The sequence below is a fragment of the Lactovum odontotermitis genome (assembly GCF_054658595.1).
The window spans coordinates 32236-52727 of sequence record NZ_BAAGGQ010000008.1 but is presented as its reverse complement, the minus strand read 5'-3'; the positions used below and the strand labels follow the sequence as shown (position 1 = coordinate 52727).

At 42.0% G+C, this 20492-nt stretch carries 27 protein-coding genes and 1 tRNA gene; 24 read left to right on the top strand and 4 right to left on the bottom strand.

Going from position 1 to position 20492, the window contains the following annotated elements; translation table 11 throughout:
• Positions 1-88 precede the first annotated feature (88 nt).
• The 5 genes from ACYQ2E_RS05985 to ACYQ2E_RS05965 all read left to right on the top strand — a co-directional run bounded on the left by ACYQ2E_RS05985 (position 89) and on the right by ACYQ2E_RS05965 (position 4122).
• On the top strand, positions 89-1315 hold the full coding sequence (locus tag ACYQ2E_RS05985; RefSeq protein ID WP_460017163.1) for an ATP-binding protein: 1227 nt from the start codon (positions 89-91) through the stop codon (positions 1313-1315).
• Between the two features lie 207 nt (positions 1316-1522).
• The gene (locus ACYQ2E_RS05980) at positions 1523-2347 is read left to right on the top strand and encodes a transporter substrate-binding domain-containing protein (protein ID WP_460017198.1); all 825 of its coding nucleotides are present in this window, start codon (positions 1523-1525) and stop codon (positions 2345-2347) included.
• Between the two features lie 87 nt (positions 2348-2434).
• Complete coding sequence (locus ACYQ2E_RS05975) at positions 2435-3121, top strand: amino acid ABC transporter permease (RefSeq protein WP_460017162.1); 687 nt, start codon at positions 2435-2437, stop codon at positions 3119-3121.
• Position 3122: 1 nt separating this feature from the next.
• Positions 3123-3857, top strand: a complete 735-nt coding sequence (locus ACYQ2E_RS05970; RefSeq protein WP_460017197.1) for an amino acid ABC transporter ATP-binding protein — start codon at positions 3123-3125, stop codon at positions 3855-3857.
• 154 nt (positions 3858-4011) lie between these two features.
• On the top strand, positions 4012-4122 hold the full coding sequence (locus ACYQ2E_RS05965) for a type I toxin-antitoxin system Fst family toxin (RefSeq protein WP_460017161.1): 111 nt from the start codon (positions 4012-4014) through the stop codon (positions 4120-4122).
• A gap of 270 nt (positions 4123-4392) precedes the next feature.
• Here ACYQ2E_RS05965 and ACYQ2E_RS05960 read toward each other — a convergent pair whose 3' ends face one another.
• The 3 genes from ACYQ2E_RS05960 to ACYQ2E_RS05950 form a co-directional block, all read right to left on the bottom strand.
• Complete coding sequence (locus ACYQ2E_RS05960; protein ID WP_460017160.1) at positions 4393-4668, bottom strand: helix-turn-helix domain-containing protein; 276 nt, start codon at positions 4666-4668, stop codon at positions 4393-4395.
• Complete coding sequence (locus ACYQ2E_RS05955) at positions 4665-5033, bottom strand: type II toxin-antitoxin system RelE/ParE family toxin (protein WP_460017159.1); 369 nt, start codon at positions 5031-5033, stop codon at positions 4665-4667. The genes ACYQ2E_RS05960 and ACYQ2E_RS05955 overlap by 4 nt, the downstream gene beginning before the upstream one ends.
• Before the next feature lie 177 nt (positions 5034-5210).
• Positions 5211-5735 carry a YbhB/YbcL family Raf kinase inhibitor-like protein gene (locus tag ACYQ2E_RS05950; protein WP_460017158.1) on the bottom strand — a complete coding sequence of 175 codons (525 nt, stop codon included), beginning with the start codon at positions 5733-5735 and terminating at the stop codon, positions 5211-5213.
• A gap of 49 nt (positions 5736-5784) precedes the next feature.
• Here ACYQ2E_RS05950 and ACYQ2E_RS05945 point away from each other — a divergent pair.
• The 9 genes from ACYQ2E_RS05945 to ACYQ2E_RS05905 all read left to right on the top strand — a co-directional run bounded on the left by ACYQ2E_RS05945 (position 5785) and on the right by ACYQ2E_RS05905 (position 10928).
• Positions 5785-5872 (top strand) — tRNA-Ser (locus ACYQ2E_RS05945).
• Positions 5873-6054: 182 nt separating this feature from the next.
• On the top strand, positions 6055-6324 hold the full coding sequence (locus ACYQ2E_RS05940) for a hypothetical protein (protein WP_460017157.1): 270 nt from the start codon (positions 6055-6057) through the stop codon (positions 6322-6324).
• A 193-nt stretch (positions 6325-6517) separates the two neighbouring features.
• A complete protein-coding gene (gene fic / locus ACYQ2E_RS05935; protein WP_460017156.1) occupies positions 6518-7120 on the top strand; it encodes a protein adenylyltransferase Fic in 603 nt (200 codons plus the stop codon).
• Entirely contained in the window at positions 7117-7416 is a 300-nt protein-coding gene (locus ACYQ2E_RS05930) for a nucleotidyltransferase domain-containing protein (protein WP_460017155.1), read from the top strand. Before fic ends, ACYQ2E_RS05930 begins: the two co-directional genes overlap by 4 nt.
• Positions 7413-8897, top strand: a complete 1485-nt coding sequence (locus ACYQ2E_RS05925) for a DNA/RNA helicase domain-containing protein (RefSeq protein ID WP_460017154.1) — start codon at positions 7413-7415, stop codon at positions 8895-8897. Before ACYQ2E_RS05930 ends, ACYQ2E_RS05925 begins: the two co-directional genes overlap by 4 nt.
• A 99-nt stretch (positions 8898-8996) precedes the next feature.
• Positions 8997-9395, top strand: coding sequence for a hypothetical protein (locus tag ACYQ2E_RS05920; RefSeq protein WP_460017153.1), 399 nt, complete (start codon positions 8997-8999; stop codon positions 9393-9395).
• 227 nt (positions 9396-9622) lie between these two features.
• A complete protein-coding gene (locus ACYQ2E_RS05915) occupies positions 9623-10198 on the top strand; it encodes a hypothetical protein (protein WP_460017152.1) in 576 nt (191 codons plus the stop codon).
• A 133-nt stretch (positions 10199-10331) separates the two neighbouring features.
• Complete coding sequence (locus tag ACYQ2E_RS05910) at positions 10332-10499, top strand: hypothetical protein (protein ID WP_460017151.1); 168 nt, start codon at positions 10332-10334, stop codon at positions 10497-10499.
• Between the two features lie 108 nt (positions 10500-10607).
• Positions 10608-10928 carry a hypothetical protein gene (locus ACYQ2E_RS05905; RefSeq protein WP_460017150.1) on the top strand — a complete coding sequence of 107 codons (321 nt, stop codon included), beginning with the start codon at positions 10608-10610 and terminating at the stop codon, positions 10926-10928.
• Between the two features lie 126 nt (positions 10929-11054).
• On the opposite strand, the gene ACYQ2E_RS05900 is transcribed toward ACYQ2E_RS05905, so the two are convergent.
• A complete protein-coding gene (locus tag ACYQ2E_RS05900; protein ID WP_460017149.1) occupies positions 11055-11843 on the bottom strand; it encodes an SDR family NAD(P)-dependent oxidoreductase in 789 nt (262 codons plus the stop codon).
• Positions 11844-12128: 285 nt separating this feature from the next.
• Here ACYQ2E_RS05900 and ACYQ2E_RS05895 point away from each other — a divergent pair, with 285 nt between their 5' ends.
• From ACYQ2E_RS05895 to ACYQ2E_RS05850, 10 genes are all read left to right on the top strand, one after another.
• Positions 12129-12683 carry a hypothetical protein gene (locus tag ACYQ2E_RS05895; RefSeq protein ID WP_460017148.1) on the top strand — a complete coding sequence of 185 codons (555 nt, stop codon included), beginning with the start codon at positions 12129-12131 and terminating at the stop codon, positions 12681-12683.
• 41 nt (positions 12684-12724) lie between these two features.
• Positions 12725-13804: a DUF4209 domain-containing protein gene (locus tag ACYQ2E_RS05890; protein ID WP_460017147.1), complete on the top strand. Its 1080-nt coding sequence runs from the start codon at positions 12725-12727 to the stop codon at positions 13802-13804.
• 495 nt (positions 13805-14299) lie between these two features.
• Positions 14300-14836, top strand: a complete 537-nt coding sequence (locus ACYQ2E_RS05885) for a TetR family transcriptional regulator (protein WP_460017146.1) — start codon at positions 14300-14302, stop codon at positions 14834-14836.
• Between the two features lie 74 nt (positions 14837-14910).
• On the top strand, positions 14911-15162 hold the full coding sequence (locus ACYQ2E_RS05880; protein ID WP_460017145.1) for a hypothetical protein: 252 nt from the start codon (positions 14911-14913) through the stop codon (positions 15160-15162).
• Between the two features lie 71 nt (positions 15163-15233).
• Positions 15234-16064 carry an energy-coupling factor ABC transporter ATP-binding protein gene (locus tag ACYQ2E_RS05875; protein ID WP_460017144.1) on the top strand — a complete coding sequence of 277 codons (831 nt, stop codon included), beginning with the start codon at positions 15234-15236 and terminating at the stop codon, positions 16062-16064.
• A complete protein-coding gene (locus ACYQ2E_RS05870; protein WP_460017143.1) occupies positions 16061-16918 on the top strand; it encodes an energy-coupling factor ABC transporter ATP-binding protein in 858 nt (285 codons plus the stop codon). Before ACYQ2E_RS05875 ends, ACYQ2E_RS05870 begins: the two co-directional genes overlap by 4 nt.
• The gene (locus ACYQ2E_RS05865) at positions 16911-17711 is read left to right on the top strand and encodes an energy-coupling factor transporter transmembrane component T family protein (RefSeq protein ID WP_460017142.1); all 801 of its coding nucleotides are present in this window, start codon (positions 16911-16913) and stop codon (positions 17709-17711) included. Before ACYQ2E_RS05870 ends, ACYQ2E_RS05865 begins: the two co-directional genes overlap by 8 nt.
• Complete coding sequence (locus tag ACYQ2E_RS05860; RefSeq protein ID WP_460017141.1) at positions 17708-18421, top strand: VOC family protein; 714 nt, start codon at positions 17708-17710, stop codon at positions 18419-18421. Before ACYQ2E_RS05865 ends, ACYQ2E_RS05860 begins: the two co-directional genes overlap by 4 nt.
• Before the next feature lie 81 nt (positions 18422-18502).
• Complete coding sequence (locus ACYQ2E_RS05855; RefSeq protein ID WP_460017140.1) at positions 18503-19198, top strand: VOC family protein; 696 nt, start codon at positions 18503-18505, stop codon at positions 19196-19198.
• Between the two features lie 114 nt (positions 19199-19312).
• Entirely contained in the window at positions 19313-20371 is a 1059-nt protein-coding gene (locus ACYQ2E_RS05850) for a hypothetical protein (RefSeq protein WP_460017139.1), read from the top strand.
• The last annotated feature ends 121 nt before the right edge of the window (positions 20372-20492 follow it).

The window sequence follows — 20492 nt, the reverse complement described above, 5'->3', positions numbered from 1 at the left end:
CAAAGAAGATGATTTTTCAACATAAGTTTGCACCTCAAGTACAAACTTTATGATATAATATAATAAAATACTAACTGGAGTTGAAACAATGAGCAAACTAAAATACGTTTCACGTGACGAATACCTCAACTTTCTCATCCGTTCAGCGAACAAACCAATCATCAAAGTAGTTTCCGGAATTCGCCGCGCAGGGAAGTCGACTCTGTTCTATTTGTTCAGAGATTATCTGGCAAAGCAGGGTGTTACACCTGAGCAGATGATTGTCATTAATTTTGAAGATTTCTCCTTTGACAACTTGAGAGAGGCAAAAGCTCTGCACGATTATCTCCTGGCGCATTTAGCCGAGGGGAAAATGACCTATATTTTTCTTGATGAAATTCAGAATGTTGAAAACTTTGAGAAAGTAGTAGATTCTCTGTTTATCCGCGACAATGTGGACCTGTATCTCACGGGGTCGAATGCGTATTTTCTGAGCGGAGAATTGGCCACCTTGCTTTCCGGCCGATATGTCGAGCTGAAAATGCTGCCGCTGTCGTTCAAAGAATATGTCGCCTGGCATGTGCAGAATGAGCAGCATATTTCAGAGGCGGTTTTATTTGACAACTATCTCAAGAGCTCCTTTCCTTATACCCTGTTCACAAACACAGAAGAAGAGCGCCTGGATTACCTTCAGGGCATCTACTCAACTGTCGTGCTGGATGACATTGTAAAGCGCATCAACGTACAAGACGCGCGCACGCTGGAAAGGCTGATTGAAACACTGTTCAGCTCGATAGGAAGCCCCGTGACCGTGAATAAAATCAAAAATACAATGGAGAGCAAAGGGCTGAAAATTGCAAGCAGTACAGTAGACAAATATCTCCAAGGAATTTTGGACAGCATGCTCATGTACGAAGCAAGACGATACGACATCCATGGACGACAACTTTTGGACACGCAAGCCAAATACTATGCAACAGACCTCGGACTAAGAAACCTCGTGCTCCGAGACCATCAAGAGGATTTTGGACATATCATCGAGAACGTCGTTTATCTAGAACTTAAACGCCGGGGAAACAAAGTCTATGTCGGCCGCAGCTCAAAGTACGAAGTGGATTTCGTCGCGATAAATCCCAAACAAGAGGTGAAATATTACCAAGTGGCCCTTTCAACTTTAGACGAAGCTGTGCTAAAACGCGAGCTTCGCTCGCTGGAGCAGATTAATGACCATTTCCCCAAATATCTGCTCACGATGGATGAGATTAATCGCACGGCAAATTACAACGGAATACAAAAACTGAATCTGCTGGATTGGCTGTTGGACCTGAAAAACTAGCGATTTCCGAAATTAGCTGACAAAGCTAGAGAATTCGTTATAATAAATTTCAAATTGCCAATCGGCACCTGAGGAGTTCTTCGGAACTCCGTTTTTTATAATTTTATAAATGAAAATGATTGCATAAATTTTAATATGAATGAAAGTTTATGCTTGACATTTATACGTAAGTTGGTATAATAATACGCATACTACTTTTAGGAGACAATTATGAAATTTAAGAAAATAATTTTAGCCGCTGCCTTGCTCACGGCTGCTGTATCACTCACTGCCTGCTCTTCCTCAAATTCTTCATCAAAAAAGAGTGAGGTGGACACCATCAAAGACAACGGAAAACTGGTTGTGGCGCTGAGTCCTGACTATCCGCCCTTTGAATATAAAACCATGGTTGACGGCAAGGATACGATTGTCGGCGCCGATGTTGACCTGGCCAACAAGATTGCGGATAAGCTGGGCGTCAAGCTTGAATTGAGTCCGATGAGCTTTGACAATATCTTGGCCGCGGTCTCTTCAGGCAAGGCTGATGTAGCGATTTCAGCGATTTCGGCCAATCCGGAGCGTAAGAAAACATTTGACTTTTCAAACGGTTATTACACACCATATAATGAAATTGTGATTAAGAAGTCAGATTTGAGTAAATATTCATCATTGGCCGACTTCAAAGGTAAATCTTTGGCAGGACAGACAGGCTCTACCCAGGAAACAGCCATTAAAGACCAGATTACAGGCTCAAATCTGGTGTCTCTGACAGATGCCGGTGACGAAATCACAGAGGTTCAGACAGGCAAGATTGACGGTACAGTGCTTGAAGACATGATTGCCAAAAGTTATGTCGCTGCAAATCCGGATTTAGCTGTTGCCAATGTCAAAATCCCAGTGACAGAAGCGGAAGCAGACATGGCCGTTGCCATGAAGAAGGGCTCAAGCGAGCTGAAGAAAAAAATTAATGCTGTTATCAAAGACCTGAAAGATTCCGGTGAGATGGAAAAAATCATTGAAGATAATTATACGAAATCGCAGAATGCAGAATAATTTCTGAACTGAAATCTGTCCGATACAAAAGGACAGATTTTGTATGTATCGCTTAACCGAGTGCGAATGCTATTCCAAGGAGGACACATGAATTTTAGTTTTTTACCGCAGTACTGGCCCTATTTCAATGACGGCATGATTGTCACGGTCATCATTTCCTTTTTCGTGGTGCTGTTCGGCACAATCATCGGAATTTTTACAGCGCTGGGGAAAATGTCCAAAATACTGCCGCTGCGCTGGATTCTGAATGCTTATATCGAAATCTTCCGCGACACGCCGATGCTGGTTCAGATTACCATTGGTTTTCTGCTGATGGGCGGCATGGGCTGGCCGCACGTACAGGTCGGAATTCTAAATGAGGACTTGGGACGCCTGATTCCCGGAATGATTGTCCTGTCGCTGAATTCGGGTGCCTACATGGCAGAAATCGTGCGTGCAGGCATTGAAGCTGTGCCCGCAGGGCAGCGCGAAGCCGCTTATTCATTGGGCATCCGGCCGGCCGCAACCATGTCAAGCGTTATCTTGCCCCAGGCGATTCGCAATATTCTGCCGGCGGTCGGCAACGAGTTTGTGACCATTATCAAAGACAGCTCGCTGCTCTATACCATCGGAATCATGGAACTCTATAACGGCGCAGTCACGGTCAATCACTCGAGTTACGTCCCTCTGACGCCGTTCATTCTGGCAGCTGCTTACTACTTTGTTGTCTGCTTCATCTTGTCCCGCGTGCTGGCGCGATTCGAGAAAAAACTAGGAAAGGGCTATGTGCATTAAAATGAACGAATTTTTGATTGAAACAAAAAATCTGCATAAATCTTTCGGCAAAAACGAGGTGCTCAAAGGACTGGACATCCAGATTTCCAAGGGCGAAGTGGTCGTCATGATTGGCCCGTCTGGCTCGGGGAAGTCGACCTTTCTGCGCTGCATGAACCTGCTCGAAACACCGACCCAGGGCGAAGTCTACTTCGAAGGCACCAATATCGCCGACAAGTCGGTGGACGTTTTTGAACATCGGCAAAAAATGGGCATGGTATTCCAGCAGTTCAACCTTTTCCCGAACATGACCGTCCTCGATAACTTGGCACTCGCCCCTGTCAAAACGGGCAAAATGTCCAAAGAAGAAGCCTCGAAAAAGTCGCTGGAGCTCCTAGAGCGAGTAGGGCTGGCAGAAAAAGCTGATGCCTATCCGCAAAGCCTGTCCGGCGGCCAGCAGCAGCGTGTCGCCATTGCGCGCGCGCTTGTCATGCAGCCGGACGTCATGCTCTTTGACGAGCCGACCTCCGCCCTCGACCCAGAAATGGTAGGCGAAGTTCTGAGCGTCATGCAGGAACTCGCGCAGGAAGGCATGACCATGGTCGTCGTGACCCATGAAATGGGCTTCGCCCGAAATGTGGCCGACCGCGTTCTCTTCATGTCGGACGGCGCGATTGTTGAGACAGGCACGCCCGAGGAGGTTTTCGACGCGCCGAAGGAGACACGAACGCAGGAATTCCTGGCGAAAGTTCTGTGACTTAACAAAAAATCCGCAAGTTTGAGCGGATTTTTTGATGTGATTTATGTGCAACTACAATATGAGAAGATTCTATGAAAATAATAAGATACATGATATAATTATTTTGGCGCTCCCTTCCGGCAGGATGGTGCCTTAGAAAGGGGGTGAGAAGATGTTGGTCTTCATAACCTCAATAGTTGCACCTGTAGTGGTCGGTGTTCTGCTTGAGCTCTTCAAGCATTGGCTAGTTAAACACGATAAGCAACGAAAAAAGCGCCGCTAGCCTTAGCTGTCAGATATTCCCGTATCTGACAGTTTTTTGGAGCAAAAAATAGAACAGTTCCCGCTGTTCTATTTTTGTGAGAGATATTGATTCTCATAACCTACACATATTATAACACAGATTTCCGGCTTGTCAAAATAAATCTCTTACAATTCATCTGTTCTGTTAAGCGCGTGACATGCTGTAGGTCGAGGAAATCCCAGATTTATAACAGAATGATTTTTCTGCGTTACAATCAACATTTCAAACCGCATCAGTAAGAAATTTCGGTCAGCTGAATCTCAGAGTCGGTTTCTTCCCCAAAGCAACTGCAATTTCATTGACAAGCTTGAATGACGGTGTCATCGCACCAGTTTCAATTCGCGCGATAACACTTTGCTGTTTACCGACTTTTTCAGCAAACTCCCGCTGTGTTAATCCTGTTTCTTCCCTCAATTCAGTCATTGCAACAGCAATGTCCAGTTTATTACTCTCTTCTTCAAACCAAGTCATAAACTGAGGGTCCTTTTTTGCTTCTTCCTTGATTTTTTCTTCTACCCAACTCATAGTAAGTCTCCTTTTTCAAATTGTTTTCTCAGCTCTTTTGCGTGATTGATTTCCCGCTGCGGAGTTTCCTGTGATTTTTTGGTGAAACCATGTGTGATTAGAAATTCATTTCCAACGTTTTGAAAATAAAACGCGCGCTGAATATTTGTTGCCACCTTTGAACGCAGCTCGTAAAGATTTTTATCCAGTTTTTTGACCCATTTTTGTCTCATCGCAATCTGCAGGCCGTCGAGTTCTGTCTGATTGATAATCAGAAGTAACTTGTGCTTGTCTTTGGCAGGCAATGCCTCGTAGAAATCCTCAAATTCGCTCGAGCCGTCTTTTCGTCTCAACGGTCGAAATGTAGTTTTTCTTTTGTTTTCCATATCCAATTATACCTTATTGGTCATCAAAAAGCAAATTATACGTTATAAGTCATCTGAAAAATTTTTTAGGGGGAGCAAAAAATAGAGCTACAGAAACGGCTCTATTTTCCGATAGATTTTGCAATTTATAAGTAATACATATTATAGCACAAATTTCTGATTTGTGCAGATTTTATGTTAAGCGCGTGACCAGAAGTCTAGTTGGGCAATTTCGAGTGCCGTCGGCAGCTCGAAATAGAGTTCATTCAGCCAGAAGCCGGGCTGTAGGTTGAGGAGGCGGTCAAAGGCGGCGACGACTAGGGAATAGCGGTGGTCGGCGTTTGGCGGTGTGGGTCCAGTGTAGTGTATTGTCAGCTGCGGGTCTGTTTCGCCGACAAAACGCGAGGCCTGGGAGTTTTTGCCCTGTATGACCTGGTCTGCACCAATTCTTGCCGCGATTCGGCTGAAATCCTCGGGGATGTTGACTGTGCCCGACTTGACCGGGATGTTAGCGGCGGTCCAGTGAATCCAGGGGAAACCGGATACTGGGACGGCATCGAAATCGATGAGGTAAAGCGCCAGCGTTTGTGCGTCTTCAGGGACTTCAGAGATTTCAACCGGGAAGGAAATGACTGGTGTTCCGTCAGTTTTCCCTGAAGCATCGGCAAACTTGCCGTATTTGTCGGGCAGGAAGCCTTTTTCGAGTTTTAAGTGAATTTTCATACTTTAATTATAGCAAATCTGGAAAATTTTGGTATAATATAATGGTTGCGGAGAGGTGTCCGAGTGGTCGAAGGAGCACGCCTGGAAAGTGTGTGTACGCCACAAGCGTACCGGGGGTTCGAATCCCCTCCTCTCCTTATTTTATGGGCTTCCATGACTCTTTTTGAGTCTGGGAGCTTTTTTTCGTACGGTTTTTCTCGAAAACTTAATAAAATGGTAAAAAATGGTAAAATTAGAGAATAAATACAGTAAGCATGGGGAATTGGAAAATGGAGCGGATGACACGGTTGTAGGCTGAGATTGTGGAGGAGCTAAATAAATGAGTGATGTGATTATTTATAATACGGAAGACGGTTTGACAAAGGTTGAGCTTCATAAGAGAAATGGGACTGTTTGGCTGACTCAGCTGGAGCTGGCAGAACTTTTCCGGACGACGAAACAAAACATTGCAAAACATATTAAAAATGTGATTGCAGATGGGGAGCTGGATGAGAGCTCATTTGTAAACTATCAGTTGGCAACTGCTGTGGACGGGAAGGAATATCGAACTGCCTTTTATGATTTAGAAAGAAAATCTTTGCCAAAATAAAAAAACAGCTAAAGCCGAAGCAATAGCTGATAAAGACTAATGAATCTTTTGCCACAGAAGCCCGCGCGGAACTTCATCGATTGGATTAATTATACGGAGCTCAAGCTCAAATGTCAGGTAAAAAGTGATAAAATTAAAATGGACAAAAGTTTAAATTTGTCGAATTTGTGAATATTGAAATTAGGAGCATGAAATGATTTTAGAAAACAAATTAGGAATCGAAAATCAGGCGGAATTGAACAGAGAAGAGGAAAAGATTTCAAAGCTCAAGGCCAAGATGCTTTTTGAGTCTGGAAAAATTGATTCATTTGAGATAGGCACTTTTAAAGGACTCTCAGACATTCATCGTTATTTATTTGATGAGATTTATGACTTCGCCGGGAAAATCCGTGATGTTAATATCGCCAAAGGAGATTTCCAATTTGCACCGCGGATTTATCTGGAACAATCTTTAGCTTACATCGATAAGGAACCTCAGGAAACTTTTGATGAAATCATTGACAAATACGCAGATATGAACGTGGCGCACCCTTTTCGTGAGGGAAATGGACGTGCAACGCGAATCTGGCTTGATTGCATCTTGAAAGATAAGCTGGGGAAAATCGTGGACTGGAACGCGATTGACAAAGACGAATATCTTTCAGCTATGATTCGGAGCCATGTTAATACGGGCGAGCTTAAATACTTGATTCAGAAGGCTTTGACGGATGATTTGAGTAAGGAGAGTTTGTTTAAGGGGGTTGATGCGAGTTATTTTTATGAGGGGTATGGTGCGTTTCGGGTGGAGGATTTATGAAAGAAAATAAAACAGGTCTAACGGAAGGCCTGATTGGTCAAATACTTGATATCACAAGACTGTTCCCAGAAATTACAGGTGTAAGACTTTATGGTAGTCGGGCGCGCGGCACTCAGCGGAAATATTCAGATGTTGATTTGGCGCTTTTCGGCGATTTTGATGAGCGCGTGACAGCTGAGGTTCGTGGACAATTGGAGGAATTGGATACGATTTTTGAGTTTGATGTGGTGCATTTTGAGAGCTTGAAAGACGAAGCATTAAAGAAAAATATTGAAGTGGACGGCATGTTATTATGAGTGTGAAAACTGCGAATTTGTTGTTTATTGAGAGGGCATATAAGAGTTTAACAGAGCCAGTCTTTGATATTTCAGGAGAAAACTTAGGTTTTCAAATTGATAGAAGCCAAGAGTTTGATACTCTTTCTCGTTTTACAGAATACCTTATAGAACCTGGTATACTGACGATTCCCAATTTAGATGATTTTATTATAGGTTATAAAACAGTTCAGCTGCAAAAAGAATTTGACTTATTAAAGGTATTTGGAGACAGTGTTGTTAATATTGAACTGAAGTCTAAGGATACAGGTGAGAAGACCTTGAAGCAACTCCAGCAGAATAAGAGATACTTAGAAACTGCATTTTCAGATGACAATAAGGCAATATACTGTTTCGCCTTTATTGGCAATGAGAAGGAGCGAATGCTTTATTGGTTTGTGAATAATGAGCTTCAACAAATTGAGAGTAAATTTTTGATTAATCTTTTATCTAATGACCAAGCAGAATCGGTGAATCTTGACGAAAAATTCCATCCTTCAAAATTTTTGACGGCACCTTATAACAATCCTGAAAAGTTCATAGAGAATATTTATTGTTTAACCCAAAGTCAAGAAGACATTGAAAATAATGTCCGTCAATGTTTAACGCAAAAAGAAGAAAACTTTATTTTGATTAAAGGTAGGGCTGGGACGGGGAAAAGTTTAGTTGCGCTGGATTTATATAAAAGGTTGTCAAAAGACCACGAAGTACTGTTTGTCTTTGGAGCGAATTTAAATGAGGGACAGAACGAACTTCGAAACAAATATTCGTATAATATTGTCTCGGCTAAAGAATTTAAGGGAATCAATGCCCAATCTTATGACGCTGTAATAGTTGATGAGGGGCAACGGCTTTATGGAAAATCATTTGAAAAACTAGCCCGGTTTAAGCAAGTGGTTGTCTTCTTTGACTCAAAACAGCAAATTTCAAATGCTGAGAAAGATTATGAAACAGTTGAAAAATTACGGAATCGGAAAACCGTAGAGTATAATCTTAAAGAGAAAATCAGAACCAATCCTGAGTTAGCAGATTTTATCAAAGGATTTTTTGATTTGAAACAACATAAAGCAGTTCCTAACGACATTGTCGAGGTGATTCATGTGAAAGATAAAGGGGAGGCTGAGCAAGTTATTAAATATTTTGAGAGTAAGAATTATTCTTTTTATAATATGACTCCATCTCGATTTGATTATGATTTAAATGATGAGTTAGGAATCAATGGTAGTCATAAAACTACTCATCAGATTATTTCATTGGAGTGTGATAAAGTAGTTGTATTGCTTGATAATAATTTTGGTTATAATCTTGAAAGTCGAAAACTAATGATTAAAGCCAATCAAAATCCATATTACCCGACCACAGATATGTTATTTCAAAATATGACAAGAGCAAGATATAAGTTGGCTATTGTCATCATAGATAATGAAGAATTATATAAAATGACGTTAACTGGAAAAGAATAATGACTGAAACATTAAACAAATAAAAGCGTTTTGGTATTTAATCTCACAATTCCGCTGTCCTCATTTTAAATGGGAAATAATTTTTAGAGAGAAGAAAATATGGAAAAATTTTTAACAGTCTTGACAGCGCTGGCAGGAATAGCTTCAGCAATAGCTGTAATCTTTCAAGCAGTAATATTTCGTAGACAAAGTAGTCTAATGAGAACACAAGTTGAATTACAGAGACAAACGACACAAGCTTACAATATCGCTATCTGGATGGATGAAATGGATTGTACTGACAAAGTTTCCCCTATAATTAGCAATAATTCACAGAGTCCAATTTATGAAGTAGAGATTATTTTCCAACTCAGTTCTGGAATTAAGGATCAAAAGTTTGTTAGAATCATCCCGCGGGAATATATGTTGGAGTCGCTGAATATGATGAAGAAAAAGTTGAACTTTATTTCACAGATTCGAGTGGTGTCAGGTGGATGCGTGATGGTAGAGGTAAGTTGACCCATCAACCGTCATACAAAGGAGTGGTTACGGAGAATACTATTGAGCTTTATCCTTATAAAAAATAGTAAAGATTCTAATAGCTAATTGAAAGATGTTGTTCATGAACTGAAAGTGATGAATAAATCACTTAAAAGTACAAGAAAGTAACTAGCTTACTCCAAACTTTGAGAAAACATTTTATGTGTCGTGTTGAGTCCTAAGTATGGTGTACGAAAGGAAAGATAATGGAGAAGAAAAACAGGCTAGCAATAATGCTAGTGTTAATTGTTCTAATCATTGGTGTAGTTGCAATTTATTTGCTCTGGCAATCTATTCTGACTTTAGTTAAAACACAGAATGGGGCTATTATTTTTGGGGCGCTTCTCACGGCCTTGGTGACAATGGTCACGCTGTTTTACAATAAAAGAAAAGAATTGCAATTAGAACGGGAGCAATATCTTTATGAAGAACGAATGAAAGCCTATCAAAACTTTTATAATCTTTTCTTTAAATTTTTCGGAAATGAACAAAAAGAAACTCCAAAGCCAACTTATGAAGAAATGATTGGATTAAAACAGCAATTAATGATGTGGGCTTCAGGTCCAACTATTCGTTCTTTTGAAAAATCCATAATGCATGTCAACCAGGCAGATCCTATGGAGGCTATGTTCGATATGGAAAGCTTTCTCATTCAAATGCGCAAAGACTTAGGTAATAATACCGCTAAACCTGGGGAGATAATTCCACTCATAATTAACAACGAAAAGGATATAAACCGATATCGTGATTTTATTAAGTTGAAAAGTAGGTCTAATACTTAATGCTAGAATAATTTCTTGTTTAGAATGTTTTATTATGAAAATATGTCTGACGATTTACGGAATGGATAATCCTGACAAAAATCACTCAAAGAAATGACATAATAAAACCAAAACAAGGACAGGAGGTTAAAACATGATGACACTCGCCATGGAAAAAGAAACGCTCAATCATTACGTTCAGAATTCACAAGTCTCCCAAAGCTATCTAGAGTCAAAAATTAAGGCCTTTGATATCAGTAAGATTTTGAGCGGTGAAAAGCAGCCGACATTTAACCAATTCTCCGAAATTGCAAAGAGTTAGCGGATAAATCTGACCTATCACTCAAGAATTCTCAAGGTCTACAGGTAAATTTCGAGACAATTGGAAAAAGTATTTCATTAATAATAAAGGAAATCAGGAAATAATTTTATGACAAAACAATATTTTGCTACTTTGTCCAATGAAGATGAAGAAGAGGACAGACGATCACTTTCAGACGAACAGTATAAGAAGTTTGGAAAAATATATTTCGCACATCAAGCAGAACTCCGTCGAAAATTTCCTCCAATGAAGTATAAAGTGGGAGACAAAGTCAGTTTCAAAATCCAAGGTGAAAAATTAGTTGGAAAAATCGTTGTCGCTGATTTTGGCGGCTCTTTTGAGCATGATTTCCATTCCTATGATGTTGAGGCACCTGATAAGGGCTGGTACAAGCACATTTTGGAAGCCAATCTAGAAAGCGTAAAGTGATGATTGAAAACGTCCCAATCCTAGAATCAGCCCCCTCATCAAAGGAAAAAGTCTTCGGGAAAATCAGCGTACTGGCTGAAAAATTCGAAGACACCGGCGGTGAATTGTAGAGAGCAGTTTAATCACTCATTTCCCGCCAAAAGCCACCCCAAGCGTCGCCTGAAAAATCCGATTCTTAACAGCCAGCGGCGCAAAGTGCCCAAGCAGCCGCAAGAACTTTGAAGCCCCCGGATTAATCACATTTTTATTACGTTCAATCCCCGCCAGACTCACGCGAATAAAGTCGGCCAGCCTCATGTTCAGCGGATTAGAAGTATTGTTTTCGCCGCGCATACTAGGCTCCAGATTAGTCTCAGAAATCAGAGGCGGCGCAATCTGAATCACATGCAGCCCTGAAGCGCCGAAGTACTCAGCCTGCGCACGGACAGCATCGCTGAAGGCATTAATGCCGGCTTTCGTTGCACTATAGACAGGATGGGCACCGCTTGCAACATAAGACAAGCCGCTCGAAATATTGACAATAGCAGTCTCCTGGCCGGATTTAACCAGCTTTGGCAGGAGCAGTTTCGTCAAAATAACCGGTGCGGCCAGATTTGTCGCCAATTCATCCGTGAAACGCTCCGCTTTGCCAGTCCCATCAAAAAAGTTCAGAGGACGCATAATCCCGGCACAATTGATTAGCAGCGTCAATTTGTCAGGCACCTGAGCTGCGAGCCTCACCAGGTCTGAAGAGCTCGTTAAATCTGCTTGAAGCGCAGTAACAGATGAATTCTCCGCCAAAAAGTCCTGTACCTTTGCCAAATTTCGTCCGACAATGATGACCTTATTTTTCTCGGCCAATGCCTTGGCAAAGGCGAGTCCAATCCCGCTCGTCCCGCCTGTAATAAGAATTATTTGATTTTCCAGTTTCATCATTCAATTTCCTTTGGTTATATATTTTTGTTTTTATAACTTTGTCAACGAAACCATTATAGCGCAGAAAGTTATAATTGTCGACTTTTATAACCTGGCATATGAGTACCAATCCCAGTAACTTTACACACAAATACTAGCGATGAGGTGTATTGTTATTAAATAATTAAGGCGCTTTTGTATATGGGGATTACTGAAGAATTTATTGCTGCCAAAAAAGCGTTTACATTTGATATAATTGGATAAAATCTGAACAACAGTTATAATAAATATGAAAGGTGTGGTCTAATGAAAGAATTGGATTGGGAAAAAATAAATAAAAATCTTGATATGGCGAACTTTTCAATAATAGGATGTGTTTTGCCCGAAGGCCTTGAGGATGAAGTTAGGGATATACTAGAAGTAGTTTTTAATAGGATTCAAGTGGAACCACAATCTAAAGAAGTAACACAATGCTTCATTTCGGTCACAAAAAAAGAGAAAAATGAAGAACAAATCTTTACTGATGACCAACTTAGCGTTTTGAAAAATATTTTTAATTTTGCCACTCGTGATGAAGTGGTCTCTTGTATCGGATTGGTACTATGGCATTTTAGTGGAGATTATCAGGCGGCAAAAAGAGCTGTAGAGGCGTACAAAAATCTTTTTAATCGTAAAAAAGAATTAGACGAAGCGAGGAAGGGCGAAGCGCTAAAAAATGCACTTATAGCATTTGATTTAATGACACAACTTGGTAAAAAACTAAAAGAGGAAGCTGTAGAATTTGTTTGTAATATCATTGATGAAAGTATTTCAGATAATGAAGACACAGTAATGAAGACACAGAATTTTTCGGTTTATTAGATTGTCTGGTAAAAAAAGAAAAATTTAAATTGTTACCCGGCATGAAAAAAATGCAGTATAAAGCTTATTTAAAAGAAAAAGCCGAAGATTATCATTCTGCTGATTTTGCCGGAAATTTGCTTGTTAAGATAGCTCGAAAAGAAAACGATACGAAGGCCGAAAAAGAAGCATGGTTGTTAGTTGCTAATGGCTGGGAAAAGATGAGCGAGATGATGAAAGATCGGCCGATGATAGTAAAAGCTGATGCTATGAGTAAAGCAGCCGATGCATATAAAAAAGGTGGAGATGATGTCGGATATAGCAGATGCCTTATGGCCTCTCAGGAAAGCCTAAGAGATAAAAGTGGTTGGAAATCTTATAGTTATTCTATAGATTTAAAATGTATTATTGATCGATTTGAGCAAAAATTTAATGGAGCAAGTATTAATAAAAAAATTTTATTAATAATGGAATTTACCAAAATCAGTCACGATACCGTTCGTAATCGATTTGAGGACAATAAAAAGGCTAACCCACTTTATGGTCTATTTAATAGTCAAACTATTGATGACAAAGGAATAGTTCGTTCTAGTACAAAAGAATTTGCTACTAACAACAAAAACGAGGATGAAACTTTCTTAATAAAAGAGGCTATCAACTATATAAATCTTCAATCGTATATAATTGTTTTTTTTAATCAAAGATATATTTTGTCAGAGATTGATAATGTAACCTTTTCTGAGATTATTAAACCTCTTCTTCCTGAAAATGTACGTATGATAGATTACATATTGCGAACGGCTCTATCGGGATATTCTGAAATCGTGATTGAACCATTGCTCATTTCCTTTGAGTCATTTTTAGCGGCATTGTTAGAACAAAACGGACTTTCAAGCATAAAACAATTGGAAGATAAAGACGTACAGGAAGATTTAACAATGGGAGCGTTGCTTGCCAAGTGTAAAGAACATAACTTAATTGAGGAGGATGACGCTTTTCTTTTGGAAGCTTTACTCTGTAATAAAAATGGTCTAAATCTTAGGAATCTTTCAAGCCATAGATTGACATCAGATTCTGGTCGGTTTAATGTAACATACTTGTTCTGTAGCTACTTTTTGCTTAGATTATTGATGAAATACTGAAGAAAAGACATTTTCGATGAATCTTCTTATTTGTCGTGCATTTTCAAATTCTGAATAACTCTGGTTTAATCTACCTAATTTGGTTATGAAGTTCGTTATCAAATTGTTCTTTGTATGCAGGTGAAATTTCCTCAAAGATTCTTTGGCATATTTGAGACATGGCCTCATCGTCTAAATCTGAAGATTTTAACATTCTTCAAATCGATTAAAGATAGCGCAGCCTAATTCTTTTACGATTTTTCCGGATAGTGGTTGTACAAATAATTATCGATTTATAGCTTTCCGCGATAATTTTGGTCTCCTCAGACTTCTTCATCAAATAACTGGTAAAAAATACTAAAAGATAAGGAAATTGTTTTATTGAATTCGTCAAGTAATATCACGTTTGATTCTCGGTTAAGCAAGTCTTTCGCAAAACTTTTCACATTGTGTTTTCCGCCAAATAAACCACCCGCTAAATAACCTAACAATTAAGAAGCGTGCTATAATTATTTCATGAACACACGCGAAAAAATTCTGTCCGAGACCGAAAAATTCATCTTAAAAAACGGCATTTCCAAGCTGACCTTATCAAAAATTTCGAAGCAACTGACCATCAGCCAGCCTGCAGTGTATAAACATTTTAAAAATAAAGACGACCTCCTCACAACTCTTGCGCACATCTGGCTGGATGACAAAACCCTATCCAAAATCTTCCCTTTTGCCACAAGCGGCTATACAGCCAAAAACGAAATCATCCACGACTGGCTCTGGACTCTCGCCTCGTCAAAATTTGCAGCCTGTCAGGAAACACCAGATATGTTCGCACTGTACACCACCTATATTGCAGGCAATCCAGACCTTGGCCGGGCACACATTCAGGATTTAATGGAAAGTCTGTCCGCTGCTGCCGAAATAAGCCGCGATGAAGCTGGGGCTTTCCTGCTGGCATTCAGTTATTTCCATCATCCAAAAATCGCACCGCAATGGGACGACAATTTTCAAATGCAATTTGAAGCTGTCTGGCAGCTTGTGAAAAATTTTGACAAATGATATTTTCCTAAATTTCCCGTCCGAAATTTATGTTATACTAGTACTAACCTAAAAAGAAAAATCCGGAGGAAAAAATGAATTTAAACGAAATCCTGACCGACGACCAAATAGACTACTTAAAAGACAACACAGACGGCATCGAAATCAAAAACTACTACAGTTTAGCTGAACTCAACAATCTGATTGAATACCTCAAAATGCGCTACGACGAGTACACCGACGAAAGCTTCGAGGATGACAATGACGATGACCAGAGCTTAGAGGAGATTCTGGACATTCTCACGAATGAGTCCGGAAATGTTTTTGACGAAGACGGCGAGTTGTAATAAAGTCGCCGTATTTGCATCTTGTAATTAAAAACGGTGCCATTAGCGCCGTTTTTTGGTAAAATAATACAATGACAAAAGTTCTGGAAATCAAAGACCTCACTTTTCGCTATGAAAAAGAGCAAACAGCTCCAACCTTAGATGCTGTTAATTTTGACGTTGCCCCAGGTGAATGGGTCGCCATCATCGGCCAGAACGGCTCCGGCAAATCCACCACCGCCCGCCTCATCGACGGTCTCCTGGAAGCAGAGTCCGGCAGCGTCAAAATCGACGGCGCAGAGCTGACCAAAGACAACGTCTGGGACCTGCGCCGTAAAATCGGCATGGTGTTCCAGAACCCGGACAACCAGTTCGTAGGTGCCACTGTCGAGGACGATGTGGCCTTCGGCATGGAAAATCAAGGTGTCCCGCGCGAAGAAATGCTGCCGCGGGTAGAAGAAGCCCTGAAACAAGTCGATATGCTGGAATTCCGCGGCAAAGAGCCTGCCCGTTTATCCGGCGGACAGAAACAGCGCGTGGCCATTGCCGGCGTTGTCGCGCTGCGGCCGGAAATCGTCATTCTAGACGAAGCAACCTCTATGCTTGACCCCACAGGGCGCGCCGAAATCATGCGCGTCATCCGCGAAATCAAGCAGAAATACAATCTGACCGTGCTGTCCATCACCCATGACCTGGAAGAGGCCGCCTCCGCCGACCGCATTCTCGTGATGCAGAATGGCAAAATAGTCCGCGACACCCGCCCGCGTGAGCTCTTCAGCTCCAGTGACGACCTGATGGAGCTGGGCCTTGATGTCCCCTTCACCTCCAAACTCATGAAAGACCTGCGAGCAGCAGGATTCGAGCTCCCCGGCGGCTACCTGACGGAAACAGAACTGATAGATTTTTTGACTAGAAATAAATGATAAAATTTGACAAAGTAAATTTTGAATACCAGGCGAAAACGCCCTTTGCCAGCCAGGCGCTTTTTGACATTGACCTCGAGATTGCAGACGGCAGCTTCACAGCGCTCATCGGCCATACAGGTTCGGGGAAATCAACCCTCCTTCAGCATCTGAACGGCTTACTGCAGCCCACCACAGGCACAGTCATTGTCGGTGACATCATCATAAAGTCCGGCAGTAAACAAAAAGACATCAAGCCCGTGAGAAAGCGCGTCGGCGTGGTCTTCCAATTCCCAGAGGCACAGCTCTTCGATGAGACCGTGCTGAAAGACGCAGCATTCGGCCCGCAGAATTTTGGTGTCGACAAAGACACAGCCGAGAAAATTGCCCGTGAAAAACTCATACAAGTCGGCCTCCAGGAAGAGCTCTTCGAGCGCTCGCCCTTTGAACTTTCAGGCGGCCAAATGCGCCGCGTCGCCATCGCCGGAATCCTCGCCATGGAGCCCGAAGTCCTCGTTCTAGATGAGCCCACCGCAGGCCTTGACCCCAAAGCCCGCCAGGAAATGATGCAGCTCTTCAACGACCTGCACGTCAAACAAGGCCTGACCGTCGTCCTCGTCACTCATAACATGGACGACGTCGCCGATTACGCTGACTACGTCTACCTCCTGGAAAAAGGCCGTGTCATCAATTCCGGCACGCCGAGCGAAATCTTCCAGACACCCGAGTTTCTCACCCAGCACCAGCTGGGCCTCCCCAAAGCCACAGAATTTGCCCTGCAGCTTCAGGAAAAAATCGGCAAAAAACTTGACAGACTCCCGATTACCCGTGCAGAGCTGGTCGCAGCTGTGAAGGAGGTAGTTCAACATGGATAAACTCATCATGGGCCGCTACATCCCCGGCAACTCCGTCATTCACCGCCTCGACCCCCGCAGCAAGCTCCTCGTCATGATTGCCTTCATCTTCGTCATCTTCCTCGCGAACGACCCCCTAGGCTACCTGCTGCTCTTAGCCTACACCTTCCTCGGCGTCTGGCTCTCAAAAATCCCCGTCGGTTACTTCCTACGCGGCCTGCGGCCAATGCTTGGCTTGATACTCTTCACTGTTATCTTCCAAATGCTCTTTACACCCGGTACTCACCTGTTGTTTAGTTTCTGGATTGTCAGAATTTCCACAGAGTCGCTGGTGAACGCAGGCTTCATATTCTGCCGTTTCGTCCTGATTATCTTTATGTCGACCATCTTGACACTGACCACACCCCCTCTGACCCTTGCCGACGGCATCGAAACAGGGCTTAGCCCGTTAAAGAAAATAAAAGTCCCCGTCCACGAACTCGGCCTCATGCTGTCGATTTCCCTTCGCTTTATACCCACCCTGATGGACGACACCACCATGATTATGAACGCCCAGCGCGCCCGCGGCATGGACTTCGGCGAAGGCAACCTCATCCAGAAAATCCGCTCCGTCATCCCGATATTAATCCCGCTCTTCGTCTCGAGCTTCCGCCGGGCCGATGACCTGGCAACCGCCATGGAAGCCCGCGGCTATCAAGGCGGCGACGGCCGTACGAAGTATCGCGTGCTGAAATGGCGTAAAAATGATACAATATTGCTAGTAAGCCTTGTGCTTTTAGGAGCTTTACTCGTTGTTTGGGGGAAATACAGATGATAACAGACATGACGGTCATGCTTTACGTCGAAAATGTGGCTGTCTCTAGCCGATTTTGGCAGCAAATTGATTTCAAGGAAGTATTTCGGCAAGATTTAGGAGATGGACACGAAACGGTACTTTTGGTGTATAGTGAAACAGGTGCCGGCATTCAGCTTTATGACAGGGAGTTTATCCGCCAGTCACAGCCGGAGCTGCTTGACAGCAAGCCAAACCTGCTTTTCTCAGCTGATTACATTGATGATATTTATACAAAATTAGCAGCCATTGATGCACACTTCAGTGAAATAGCCCCGTACGGCGACCAGAATTATTTCACTTTTCTTGACCCTGACAATAACCGCTTCACTATGATTGGTGAACTGGTTGACCGGCCGGCAACTGCTGAGGATTTGGCCGAATTTGACCGCAACATGCACAATCTGCTGCCTCTGAGCTTTGAAGAGCTCGAAAATATGACGCGGCCGAATTTTATCTTCTTCGGCAGAAAGACCTGCCCATGGTGCCGTCGCATGGCCAGAAACTTCAGTAAACTGAAAGTCCGCATGTATTGGGTAGACACAGAGGGCACCGATGCGAACCATCCAGTGCGGCAGCGCTACAATGTCAGAACAGTCCCGACGCTGATTAAACGTGCCTCCAATGGCATGTATGTCACATTTGACGAAAAAAAACAAAGCTTCTCGAATTTCATCAATGGTAATAAATAAAAAATCAAAAGTTAAATATTTGTGCAATCAGAAGAACTCATTCAAAATGACGTCCTCGTGCAAATATTAAAGGAGAAAAAAATGATAAATGGAATGATTTTGGTGCTTTACGTAAAAAATGTCAACCGTTCGGCAAATTTCTGGATAGCACTAGGCTTTGAAGAGCTGCAGCGCATCACAATCGGGGATAGTCAGAGTATTATCCTGTCAAACGTTGATTTCGGCGATGTGACAATTCAGCTCTATGAAATTGATTTCGTCACCAGAAATTCACCAGAAGCTTCTACTGTAAATCCGAATTTAATTTTTTCTGTCGAAGACATTGATGAAGCCTATGAACTGGTGGAGAAAGAAACCAAAAAAGTCAGCCCGATTGTACCGATTGGTGAAGATTATTCGTTTAGCTTCTATGATTTGGAAGGCTTGCAGTATGCAGTGCGGGGGCCGCGTATTGACCCAGGCTTGACAGATGAAGTCATTGCCGATTATTTCCGCAATTTGAGCGGCGCAAAACTGATTAACGTGCGCGATTTAGATTTCCTGCCGGATAAAGCCATCGTCTTTTTCGGACGACTTAGCAGCCGTGACTGCCGTGATTTCACAGATAAACTGTCAGGTATTCGTAATAATCTTTACTATATTGACCTTGAAAATAAATCTTTGTCATCAGATTTGCAGCTTGTCTGCCGAAAGTATAACATTGAAGATGGTCCAATCTTACTTCGCCACGCAGAGAACGGCAGCTATTACAAGGTTGAAGACGGAGAATCCATCTGACAAAATGATATGGACAGTACAATAAAAAGTAAGCACCACTTGCTTTTTATTTTTCGAGAAATTATCTGTAAATATTAGGGACATCTGCCAAAGAGTATGATATAATTGAATAAAATGAAAAAAGAATTTCAGAAACTTCCTAGTCTCCGCGATATTGAGAAAAATATTCTGATGAGTCCGAATCCTTTTGACAGGCCGGAAATTCAGGATTTTTTGGCCGAGCTAAACGCCAATCAGAATCAGAATGCAGAATACGCTGAAGTCTTATCTGAGCTGAACAAGTTGTCAGAGAAAATTTCGTCGCTTCGTAAAAAGGCAGGTGAATTGCGGATTCAGCTCCGTGAAATTTACGAACTGAGTGCGGCACAAGTGAGCCCAGTAAAAGAAAATAATCAGCTCTACGAACAACTCACCGCTGAAATAAATGCGCTTGAAGCAGAATTAAAAAGAACACCGGAAGACGGTGACAAGGCAGATGAGATTATTCGTCAGGCATTACAGCTTTTGATAAAAGGAAAAAGCTACAAACGCTCAAGAATTGATGCCGACAGCTATAAAAATATGCAAATCTATCGAAAGTCCGGGACAGAGTATGTGTATATGAGGATAAAGGGCGAATACGAACGCTTATGCAACAGCTCCAACAGTGTAATTGACGCCTCAGAAGACATCTTGCAGGAATCTCGTTTAGCTTTCATCAAAAAGCAAGGCTTACGACTGGAAGATTTCCCTGATTTGCTCGTTGACCCTAGTGAGCGAAAACACATTGTAAAACTTGAGAACAAACTGGAATTCGGCACAGATTCAGAGATAGAGGCAGTGGCTCCCTATAACAAGATGCCGCTCGAAAAATTTATTGAAGAAATAAAAAATGAAGAGATAAAACCGGAAGCTCCGTCAGTAAAAGCGACTGCAGAAAATACAGCTCAGCCGAAAGTTAAGAGCAGAAAAGAAGTTCCCGAAGCCCCTGTTGATTTAACTCAGTCCTACGCGCACGAGCCGAAAAATGAGATAAAGCCGGAAATTCCCAAAGCTCCTGTGGACATGACCAAAGTTCGTGCGAAAGAAGTAAAACCTTCTGAGCAGAAGAATTTCCAGCAGGATTTCCTGCTCACAACAATTCCAAAACAGAATTTGCGCACTAAAAGTTCTAAAAAGCGGTCTCGTAAATGAGCCGCTTTCTATTTGACTGAAGATTTTTCTTCCAAATCGGCACAAAAACTTGCAAAAAACGTGATTTTCTGCTATACTAAACTCTCGTGAGTAAAAATACCTCACTTCCTGGCGGCAAGAC

Bases quoted from the DNA above. Each gene is read 5' to 3' on its own strand.
- ACYQ2E_RS05985 (WP_460017163.1), top strand. From the start codon at position 89: ATGAGCAAACTAAAATACGTTTCACGTGACGAATACCTCAACTTTCTC.
- ACYQ2E_RS05975 (WP_460017162.1), top strand. From the start codon at position 2,435: ATGAATTTTAGTTTTTTACCGCAGTACTGGCCCTATTTCAATGACGGC.
- ACYQ2E_RS05970 (WP_460017197.1), top strand. From the start codon at position 3,123: ATGAACGAATTTTTGATTGAAACAAAAAATCTGCATAAATCTTTCGGC.
- ACYQ2E_RS05965 (WP_460017161.1), top strand. From the start codon at position 4,012: ATGTTGGTCTTCATAACCTCAATAGTTGCACCTGTAGTGGTCGGTGTT.
- ACYQ2E_RS05960 (WP_460017160.1), bottom strand. From the start codon at position 4,668: ATGAGTTGGGTAGAAGAAAAAATCAAGGAAGAAGCAAAAAAGGACCCT.
- ACYQ2E_RS05955 (WP_460017159.1), bottom strand. From the start codon at position 5,033: ATGGAAAACAAAAGAAAAACTACATTTCGACCGTTGAGACGAAAAGAC.
- ACYQ2E_RS05950 (WP_460017158.1), bottom strand. From the start codon at position 5,735: ATGAAAATTCACTTAAAACTCGAAAAAGGCTTCCTGCCCGACAAATAC.
- ACYQ2E_RS05940 (WP_460017157.1), top strand. From the start codon at position 6,055: ATGAGTGATGTGATTATTTATAATACGGAAGACGGTTTGACAAAGGTT.
- fic (WP_460017156.1), top strand. From the start codon at position 6,518: ATGATTTTAGAAAACAAATTAGGAATCGAAAATCAGGCGGAATTGAAC.
- ACYQ2E_RS05930 (WP_460017155.1), top strand. From the start codon at position 7,117: ATGAAAGAAAATAAAACAGGTCTAACGGAAGGCCTGATTGGTCAAATA.
- ACYQ2E_RS05925 (WP_460017154.1), top strand. From the start codon at position 7,413: ATGAGTGTGAAAACTGCGAATTTGTTGTTTATTGAGAGGGCATATAAG.
- ACYQ2E_RS05920 (WP_460017153.1), top strand. From the start codon at position 8,997: ATGGAAAAATTTTTAACAGTCTTGACAGCGCTGGCAGGAATAGCTTCA.
- ACYQ2E_RS05915 (WP_460017152.1), top strand. From the start codon at position 9,623: ATGGAGAAGAAAAACAGGCTAGCAATAATGCTAGTGTTAATTGTTCTA.
- ACYQ2E_RS05910 (WP_460017151.1), top strand. From the start codon at position 10,332: ATGATGACACTCGCCATGGAAAAAGAAACGCTCAATCATTACGTTCAG.
- ACYQ2E_RS05905 (WP_460017150.1), top strand. From the start codon at position 10,608: ATGACAAAACAATATTTTGCTACTTTGTCCAATGAAGATGAAGAAGAG.
- ACYQ2E_RS05900 (WP_460017149.1), bottom strand. From the start codon at position 11,843: ATGATGAAACTGGAAAATCAAATAATTCTTATTACAGGCGGGACGAGC.
- ACYQ2E_RS05895 (WP_460017148.1), top strand. From the start codon at position 12,129: ATGAAAGAATTGGATTGGGAAAAAATAAATAAAAATCTTGATATGGCG.
- ACYQ2E_RS05890 (WP_460017147.1), top strand. From the start codon at position 12,725: ATGAAAAAAATGCAGTATAAAGCTTATTTAAAAGAAAAAGCCGAAGAT.
- ACYQ2E_RS05885 (WP_460017146.1), top strand. From the start codon at position 14,300: ATGAACACACGCGAAAAAATTCTGTCCGAGACCGAAAAATTCATCTTA.
- ACYQ2E_RS05880 (WP_460017145.1), top strand. From the start codon at position 14,911: ATGAATTTAAACGAAATCCTGACCGACGACCAAATAGACTACTTAAAA.
- ACYQ2E_RS05875 (WP_460017144.1), top strand. From the start codon at position 15,234: ATGACAAAAGTTCTGGAAATCAAAGACCTCACTTTTCGCTATGAAAAA.
- ACYQ2E_RS05870 (WP_460017143.1), top strand. From the start codon at position 16,061: ATGATAAAATTTGACAAAGTAAATTTTGAATACCAGGCGAAAACGCCC.
- ACYQ2E_RS05865 (WP_460017142.1), top strand. From the start codon at position 16,911: ATGGATAAACTCATCATGGGCCGCTACATCCCCGGCAACTCCGTCATT.
- ACYQ2E_RS05860 (WP_460017141.1), top strand. From the start codon at position 17,708: ATGATAACAGACATGACGGTCATGCTTTACGTCGAAAATGTGGCTGTC.
- ACYQ2E_RS05855 (WP_460017140.1), top strand. From the start codon at position 18,503: ATGATAAATGGAATGATTTTGGTGCTTTACGTAAAAAATGTCAACCGT.
- ACYQ2E_RS05850 (WP_460017139.1), top strand. From the start codon at position 19,313: ATGAAAAAAGAATTTCAGAAACTTCCTAGTCTCCGCGATATTGAGAAA.